Here is a 7187-nt window from a genome sequence, read left to right as displayed (position 1 = left end):
CGGATGCACCTCCCGGTCCCTCGAAGAACTTCGTTCTTCTCGAGCTCCTACCCTACGGCCAGTCGCTCTCCCCCGCGTGGCGATACCAGGGTAATGGCCGTTTCCCCATTCTGACCTCTGTTATGGCTCAGGGGGCGAAAATCTTGTACATAGATATTCCGATCAAAGTGCAGCAAAGGTTTGCAGACCCTTTTGGGACGACCTCCTATGAAGTCTGCTCATGAACAGAGACAGATCACCATACTCTCTGTTCGTCATCGGCGCAGTGCATACCGCAGGCTGTGATCCGATGCGGCTTCCTCATCCCGGCGGCAGTGAAAGGAGGTTCCGGCGTGCCGGACATGATACAATTCCATGGGGCCGTCCCAGAACTCTCTGACAGGAGGGGATCTCCCTCGAAGATGCTCCGCATCTTCTCAAACTCTTGTCCTGCGGACAGTCGTACTCCCGCACCCCCCCTCCAGGGCGATAGCCCAAATAATGGCCGTGCTCGCGATCTGGCGCCCATTGTTACTCCTTCTGCCGATGCCCCGAGCGAGAGCACTCTGATCCGTCGTACCCGGATACTTTCGAGATCTGCTCATCGAGAAGATCATGAGATCGAGAAGACCCATAAGGCACAGGTAATTCCCTGTGCGATTGCACTCCCCCTTCTTTGGGATTTCCTGATGTTGCAGCCCCTATCGGATTGCACAGGCGTCAGGGAGCCCCTGCATCACGCCTTCTTCTGTTCCTGCCCGGGGTTTATGTGCGGTCAGTCTCATCGAGAATTGCACGGATTCCCTGCTTAAGCACCGGGAGATCGTCTTCTATAGTAGGAATACCGCTTCGTAATCCACACCGAAGTAATGGTGGCTGATCTTATCCCGCAGTCCTGCTGCTTCTTTCCAGGGGATCTCCGGGTGTTTCCTTCGCAGCTGCGGAGAGACGTTCTTTGCCGCCTCGCCGATGATGGTCAGCATGCGCTCGATCCCGGCGCGTTCAAGCCGGCGATTGCTGAGGTCTGCCGCCGATGAAATGCCCTCGGAAAAATCCTCAATGCTGGCGATGGCATCAAGGATGTGGTGGAGATACGCGGGATCCTTCGGCGTCATAAATTACCACTGCATCACGGTGTATTGCATCGACAAGATAGGGGCTCACAGCGTTCTCGGTTACGAGATCCACGTTTCTATGGAGAGCTCTTCTGATCTCACCCTCGATCCGGACAATTTCAAAGAGGCTCTTTTTGCGGGCGAACCGGACCAGGATGTCGATATCACTCTTCGCGCCGGCCTCTCCCCGTGCACAGGAGCCAAAAGATCGCGATCCGTTCGGCATCGTTCCGGGTCAGTATCGCAACGATGATCTCACGGGCCTTCTCTGTCAATGTATACCCCGCCATTTCTCCCGGACCTCACCCGTTCGCTGGTTAGTATTTCTCTCACCCACGGTATCAGTCTTTTGACGGACGATGTGGTCTGTCCCGCGAACAGGGAGGTGCTGGGATTACCGGGGAGGGTCGCCACCGAGCATCTCCCTGACCACAACCTGCAGTTCCGGGATTTTGTTCCGGACGACATCCCAGACGACCTCGTTATGGACCCCGAAGTATGCATGGATGAGGATGTCCCGCATCCCCGCAATCTTTCTCCAGGATATCCCGGCATGCTCGCGTTTGAGCGGTTCGGGGATGAGTTTGACGGCTTCGCCGATGACCATGAGATTCCGGATCACAGCGTCCTGCACGAGATCGCTCTCCGTGAACATCTCGTAGTCCATTCCCCGGGTATACCGTTGAATCCTGCCGATAGCCTCAAGAATGTCACGGAGGTAGAGGTCATATTCCCGGGACATATCGAACGCTCCGGAGAATGTAGGGCGCGAGACCCGGTTTTACGACGTCGCGGTCGACAAGGTCGACTCTCCTTTTGAAGAGATCCTCGAGGAAAAATTTCAGATCCATATAGGTGTCGAAGGAACGCCCCCCCTCCTCGAACTCGACGAGAATGTCGATATCGCTCTCCTCGCGCTCTTCACCCCGGACGAAAGACCCGAAGACGCCGATCCGCCGGACGCCAAGGCTCCGGATCCGCTCCCGGTGATCCGCCAGCGCCCCGATGATACTCTCGGCCGTAAGCATGCTGCACCGTACTCCTGTTGCTCACCGATCAGGATAACGCTTTTGCCTGCCGGTTGCCGGTCGAGGGACTGTATCATCGGCTGTTCGTGACGGGCGCGTTGGGGATCCGGATACACCCCGCAGACATCCAGGCCATGCCGTATACCAGCGGGTCAATCAGGTCAAGCAACGCTTAAATACTCGAATTTCCCGCCTTCCTCGTCGGAATTGCCGCCTTCACAGAAGCCGCCAGGCGGCGGATCTCCGCCGCAGCCGACCATAAACATCCTCCGGCGATCCCCGCCGCTCATACGGCCGATATAGAGGATGAAATGCCCCCCTTTGCCCAATCAGGCGGCAACGCTTGCGGATACTGGACGGCCGTTTCCGGCCTGTCAAATCATCGGGTAAACCGGAAAAATACCCGCGAGTCGTGCATTTTTTTCCGGCACGGAGGGGAAACCACGCCGTCCGGAGCACCGGAGGGCGGTTGACAAGGGGTAGCAAATTCAAGGCGATGGGCGGCCGGGGCGACGGGATCCGGATCGTCGATATCGACGGCGTCCGCGTGGAGTTCCCCGACGGCCGGGGGCTGGTGCGGGCCAGCAACACCTCACCCCACCTGATCCTCCGGTTCGAGGCGGAGACGCTGGAGAAGAGGATAGCGGGGTGAGAGGGATCGGCGTGATACGCCCCGGAAGACAGCCGGCTGTCTTTTCCGGAGGCGGCTCCGTCGCGATCACTCTTCCCGGTACGGGTTGGTGACCGTGATCCCGGGAACGCGCAGAAGGTGTGCGTCTTCGGAGATTACCGTATCGATGCGGGATTCGATCATCGTTGCGGCAAGGAGCGCGTCCCAGAAGTGAATGCGATGGCGGTCCCGGATTTCCTGGGCGCGGAGGATGGTCTCTCCGCCGTATCCGACGACGTTCCAGCCGTCGAAGCCCAGGATATCGCGGATAAAGCGTTTCACGTCTTCCACCGGCATCGGGTTTTCGACCTTCTCGGTCACGACCACCGAGAACTCGGCGAGGTTCTGTACCGAGACCGAGTACCGCGCCTCCGACCGCCAGCATGCCGTAAGGAGATCCTTTGAGATGCGCCGCTTTTCCGGTGCGTCCGCATCGAAGAGATAGACGAGGATATTCGTGTCGATCAGCGGCGGGCTACCGGTCATACAGATCCTTCCTCGACGCATACCTCCTCTCTCCAAGGTGGTACGCCGTTTCGGTCAGGTCCAGAGCGTCGCATGCGATCGCCTCCTGCGTTTTCTCCCTGATCCAGAGGTTCATTGCCTCGGTCGCCGCTTCACCCAGAGATCCTTTCCGCTTCCCGAGAATTTTTTCGGCCAGCCTCCGGAAGGCCTGCTCCGTCCGATCGTCGATGCTCAGCGTGATCGTGCCCATGCATTTACATACACATCTCAAACATTTAAATATTCCCTCGATATACGTAGATACTCATCAACCCGGATAGGACGGCAGAAGAGAAGGCGGGGGTTATGCCGGAAGGCCATAGAGCCCCGCGTGGAGCTCCTGTTCGAGCAGGCGCACCAGAGCCTTATCGGAGGGGTCGACCACGCGCAGCCACCCCGACTCACGGGCGTTCCCGGATCCCGGTCGCCCCCGGCCGGTTGCCGCCCAGTTCCACGACCTCTTTCCAGACCGCAGGGGGTATGCAGATTGCCCCAGATCGAAGATCTGAGGCGGTTGCATTGAAAGTGCAACTCGATGAAAAGCGTCGAAGGAGACCGATACGGCCGACCATCGAGAGGTGAATCGGCGGCGAGGAGTTGACTTTCCGCGAGCGGCATGGGCGCCTGTCCCGATCGAGGTCCTCGTCGGAGTAGTGCCGGGGGATCTTCCGCGCCCCGAGCAGTTCCTCCCACTCCCACCGGTTCATCCCTGCAAGCGCCGCCGCTTTCCCGGAAGAGAGGATACCCCGCTGGTATAGTGCCACGGCAAGTTCCCGTTGCAGCTCGGTCTGAACGGCATCGGGAGGGAGCCGAAGCGCCTGAACGATGTCCCCGGGGAACCCCGATGGTAACATCGGACATAACCGGTTTCACCTGATGAATAGGAGATAGAGAGGGATAACTGATAAACGTGGTGGTGAGAAGTCCCCGCTTAATTTTTTTTCCTCGGTGCGGAGCGCAAGACCGCGTCGATAGGCACCCCTTCATCAGGCAGCGATATGTAGATTGAAGCAGAGGATCGATATACCCAGAGGTGAGACCGCCATGACCCGGGTATAAGAGGAGATCATCTGTGGGTTGAACGACCTCCCGCCCCGGACGTGCGGTGAGGTGCTCGACTTCATCCGGTTTCTCAAATCCCGGCGCCGGAAGGCCGCCCTCGCGAGCGAGCCCGCGCTCCGGAAAGACCGGCTCCGACCCGAGGAGGAAGAGTCGTGATGTGCACGGAAACTGTGAGCAGTTTCCTGTCAGGCAAATTTCCAATTTGCCGTGATTTGTAAAGGGCGACGTTGTGGTTATACCGTTTCCCGATCTTCGATCTCTCAACCGTGAAACGGCGCCCGGCGGAGACGATATCATACTCTGTCAGACGCGACGGTTCATCGAACCGGAACGGGAGCACTGAAGGTGCGACTCTCACGAGCCGGCAGGTCCGGGATCGCTATGCTGTCGGCATTGCCGAGATGGATTTTGTAGAGGGAACGCTCTGAAAGCCAGGCAACGTCCGGCCAAACCGGCTCTTCTCTGCCAGCACGGATCTGATTCTCTACCGGGCCGGCCGTCTCAACGATCGGGTCGTCACGTCGGTCATCGATCGGATCATTGAGATCCTGCAGGCGGAGTAACCTCCTGCTCCAGTTTCCTGCCGCGGACTTCGTGCTCCTTCACTTTCATCCCGCGCCCGGCTCCCCGTCAACTGCTTCCTCATCTCCAGAGTGGCGTATGACGTACGCTTTCCTTCTCCGCCACGACCAGCCTTTCTTTTGAAGTCCTTTTGCGTTCACGGATCGTCTCCCGGAGCAGCTCCACGACCGGCCTTGCTCTTCCAGCCGACACCGGGAGAGCCACCACGGGACCAGACCCACGAACCGGCATCCCCCGGAGAGGGTTAACCAGAGAGAAAGATGGCGATATGATATTCCGGTCGAGTTCTCCGGGGTTCTCGAGGCTTCGAGCGCTATCTGTCCGAACCTCCCGGGAGAGAGGGAGACCTGGTCGAAAATAATGCGCTCAAACTCCGTATCCTGGACGGGGTCGTATACGTAACGACGGCGCCGGTCAACACGGCGTATAGAGCGGTAGAAGTAAAATCTACCCGGAACACCCGCATGCGCGTATCCTGGATTGTGCGGCATGCTCACGGCTGATGGTATCCCTGAAGCGGATCAGGAGATCCGGCGTCCGGTGGATCGGGGACTTCGTGTCTGCCCCGAGATCAATGCCCTTGCCCGATGCGGCGTTATGTCCATGCAAAAGACCCTGATGAACACGATCTCGTGGGTCGTGGGGGGCGACTTCAACCGGATCGACCCTCCGCCCATGAAGGCGGGCAAATATCTCCGGCGATTTTTTGCGACAGCGCCTGCGCCACAGAAGATTATCCGGAATATGCAAGGAAGTCACAGATCTCGCCTGCTGCGAATACCCCCGGAAAAGGAGGGGTGTGGTCTCCCCCCCTCACGCCAGGGCCGGAACGGAGTCCGCCCAGGCCTCAACCGCGGCGCGGATGGCGTCGTCCTCGTAGGAGGTGATCCGCACGGTGTTGCGGCTGAAGGTGACGTAGTAGATCTCGCCCGAGGGGTCGTGGCACTTCAGCCGGCATGAGTAGGTCTCGCGCCCGGAGTCCCTGACCGGATTGCCGCCCATGGCGGCGGCCACGGCCTCGAATGCCGCAACGCCGGGGGCCCTTGCAGAGATGGTCCCGACGGTTTTCGCATCCTGGTCCTCGTAGTTGATCTTCGCGATGTAGTGTTCCCTGTTCTTCTCCACGCCGTCGTGGTTGACGCCGCCCTGCACGTAGCCGACGCACCCGAAGGGGTTGTTGTCGAGCACGTCCTGGATGACGGCCGCAAAGGCGGCCACGCCCGCAATCGGGACGGCGAGTTCACGCACGGCGGTTCTGGTGTTGCTGGTCTGAATGAAATCAGCCATATGTCTGCCTCCTGTCTGGCGTTTCCCCGGGTACTCGGACAGACACCATATGCTTGGTCCCATTCCTGTTTGGGCCTGACTTTACCGGGTAAAGGCAGGCTTTTCTGCCCGCCGAACCAGATCTCTGGCAGGAGTGATGCTGCCGATGGGAGTGGAGAAGACCACCCGCGAGATGATCATCGAGACCAGCCGGGACGTGAAATGGATCTGCAAAACGCTTGCCGAGATGAAGGAGTCGGCGGGCGAGCTCGAGCGGCGGGTCCGCAGCCTGGAGCGGTGGCGGGACGAAAGAGATGGCGGAGACAGGCGGGTTCAGCGGATCAGCGCCGGTGCGGGGGGTTTAGTCGGCGGTGTCGCTGCTGCTGTCGTGCAGATGCTGCTGCGGTGAGCCCCTCCGGAAGATCCGTTCGATATCCTCCCGATCGCAGACCGGGAAGCCTTCCTGCCGCAGCCAGAAGAGATCGCATCGGTGAACTACCCCGGCATTTCGCCGGAACCGCCTGATCCCCCGGCGGCCGAAAGAGAACCGTTAATATTGACTTCTGGTAAGTCACCATGATCGCGTCGTTTTCCGGCCCCCCGATCCCCTCCCGGCCCGGCCACAGGGGCGAGCACCAGTTCACCGACGCGATCCGGCTCGAAGGTGGATGCCGCCGCTACGGTGCGCCAAACCGAGCGGGGATGGGGGCGGACTGCTCCGGTCCGGGGAACTTTACCAGGCGGGTTCTGGCCCAGAAGAAGATGGGTTACGCGGGCCTTTTTCGAGCGGGTGAAGAAGCTCGATTAGATGCGGTTGATCAACCTGCACACCCCGAAACAGCGGGGACGGACGCGGGAGACTGTGTTGCGGTATGATGCGGAGAAGGTGGTGGAGGGGTGCGGAGGGTAAGCAGTAATTTTTTTTTGTATCACAAGAATTTTTAAAAAAAGGTAATTCCTTAGAGGATTGCTATTAACTCG

At 59.3% G+C, this 7187-nt stretch carries 11 protein-coding genes; 3 read left to right on the top strand and 8 right to left on the bottom strand.

Annotated elements, in window-relative coordinates; all coding sequences use genetic code 11:
• Positions 1-809: 809 nt before the first annotated feature.
• The 4 genes from BRA62_RS03135 to BRA62_RS03120 all read right to left on the bottom strand — a co-directional run bounded on the left by BRA62_RS03135 (position 810) and on the right by BRA62_RS03120 (position 2122).
• Complete coding sequence (locus BRA62_RS03135) at positions 810-1094, bottom strand: DUF86 domain-containing protein (protein ID WP_292364738.1); 285 nt, start codon at positions 1092-1094, stop codon at positions 810-812.
• Complete coding sequence (locus tag BRA62_RS03130; RefSeq protein WP_292364736.1) at positions 1054-1320, bottom strand: nucleotidyltransferase family protein; 267 nt, start codon at positions 1318-1320, stop codon at positions 1054-1056. Before BRA62_RS03130 ends, BRA62_RS03135 begins: the two co-directional genes overlap by 41 nt.
• Positions 1321-1488: 168 nt before the next feature.
• Positions 1489-1836 carry a DUF86 domain-containing protein gene (locus BRA62_RS03125; protein ID WP_292364734.1) on the bottom strand — a complete coding sequence of 116 codons (348 nt, stop codon included), beginning with the start codon at positions 1834-1836 and terminating at the stop codon, positions 1489-1491.
• Positions 1820-2122, bottom strand: coding sequence for a nucleotidyltransferase family protein (locus BRA62_RS03120; RefSeq protein WP_292364732.1), 303 nt, complete (start codon positions 2120-2122; stop codon positions 1820-1822). Before BRA62_RS03120 ends, BRA62_RS03125 begins: the two co-directional genes overlap by 17 nt.
• A gap of 469 nt (positions 2123-2591) precedes the next feature.
• Here BRA62_RS03120 and BRA62_RS03115 point away from each other — a divergent pair, with 469 nt between their 5' ends.
• Positions 2592-2774: a hypothetical protein gene (locus BRA62_RS03115; RefSeq protein WP_292364730.1), complete on the top strand. Its 183-nt coding sequence runs from the start codon at positions 2592-2594 to the stop codon at positions 2772-2774.
• A 66-nt stretch (positions 2775-2840) separates the two neighbouring features.
• Here BRA62_RS03115 and BRA62_RS03110 read toward each other — a convergent pair whose 3' ends face one another.
• From BRA62_RS03110 to BRA62_RS03100, 3 genes are all read right to left on the bottom strand, one after another.
• A complete protein-coding gene (locus BRA62_RS03110) occupies positions 2841-3278 on the bottom strand; it encodes a PIN domain-containing protein (protein WP_292364728.1) in 438 nt (145 codons plus the stop codon).
• Positions 3268-3507 (bottom strand): hypothetical protein, encoded by a 240-nt coding sequence (locus BRA62_RS03105; RefSeq protein ID WP_292364726.1) that lies wholly within the window; start codon positions 3505-3507, stop codon positions 3268-3270. The genes BRA62_RS03110 and BRA62_RS03105 overlap by 11 nt, the downstream gene beginning before the upstream one ends.
• A gap of 190 nt (positions 3508-3697) precedes the next feature.
• Positions 3698-4150, bottom strand: coding sequence for a UPF0175 family protein (locus tag BRA62_RS03100; RefSeq protein ID WP_292364724.1), 453 nt, complete (start codon positions 4148-4150; stop codon positions 3698-3700).
• A 223-nt stretch (positions 4151-4373) separates the two neighbouring features.
• Between BRA62_RS03100 and BRA62_RS03095 the strand changes: the two genes are divergently transcribed.
• Positions 4374-4514 carry a hypothetical protein gene (locus BRA62_RS03095; protein ID WP_292364722.1) on the top strand — a complete coding sequence of 47 codons (141 nt, stop codon included), beginning with the start codon at positions 4374-4376 and terminating at the stop codon, positions 4512-4514.
• Positions 4515-5753: 1239 nt separating this feature from the next.
• Here the strand turns inward: BRA62_RS03095 and BRA62_RS03090 are convergent.
• The gene (locus tag BRA62_RS03090) at positions 5754-6227 is read right to left on the bottom strand and encodes a hypothetical protein (protein ID WP_292364720.1); all 474 of its coding nucleotides are present in this window, start codon (positions 6225-6227) and stop codon (positions 5754-5756) included.
• A gap of 136 nt (positions 6228-6363) precedes the next feature.
• Between BRA62_RS03090 and BRA62_RS03085 the strand changes: the two genes are divergently transcribed.
• The gene (locus tag BRA62_RS03085) at positions 6364-6615 is read left to right on the top strand and encodes a hypothetical protein (protein WP_331519979.1); all 252 of its coding nucleotides are present in this window, start codon (positions 6364-6366) and stop codon (positions 6613-6615) included.
• The last annotated feature ends 572 nt before the right edge of the window (positions 6616-7187 follow it).

Origin of the sequence: Methanoculleus sp. UBA208, assembly GCF_002498065.1 — an archaeon.
GTDB lineage: Archaea > Halobacteriota > Methanomicrobia > Methanomicrobiales > Methanoculleaceae > Methanoculleus.
Note: the sequence above shows the minus strand (reverse complement) of the source record. Positions and strands in the feature narration are given on the sequence as shown.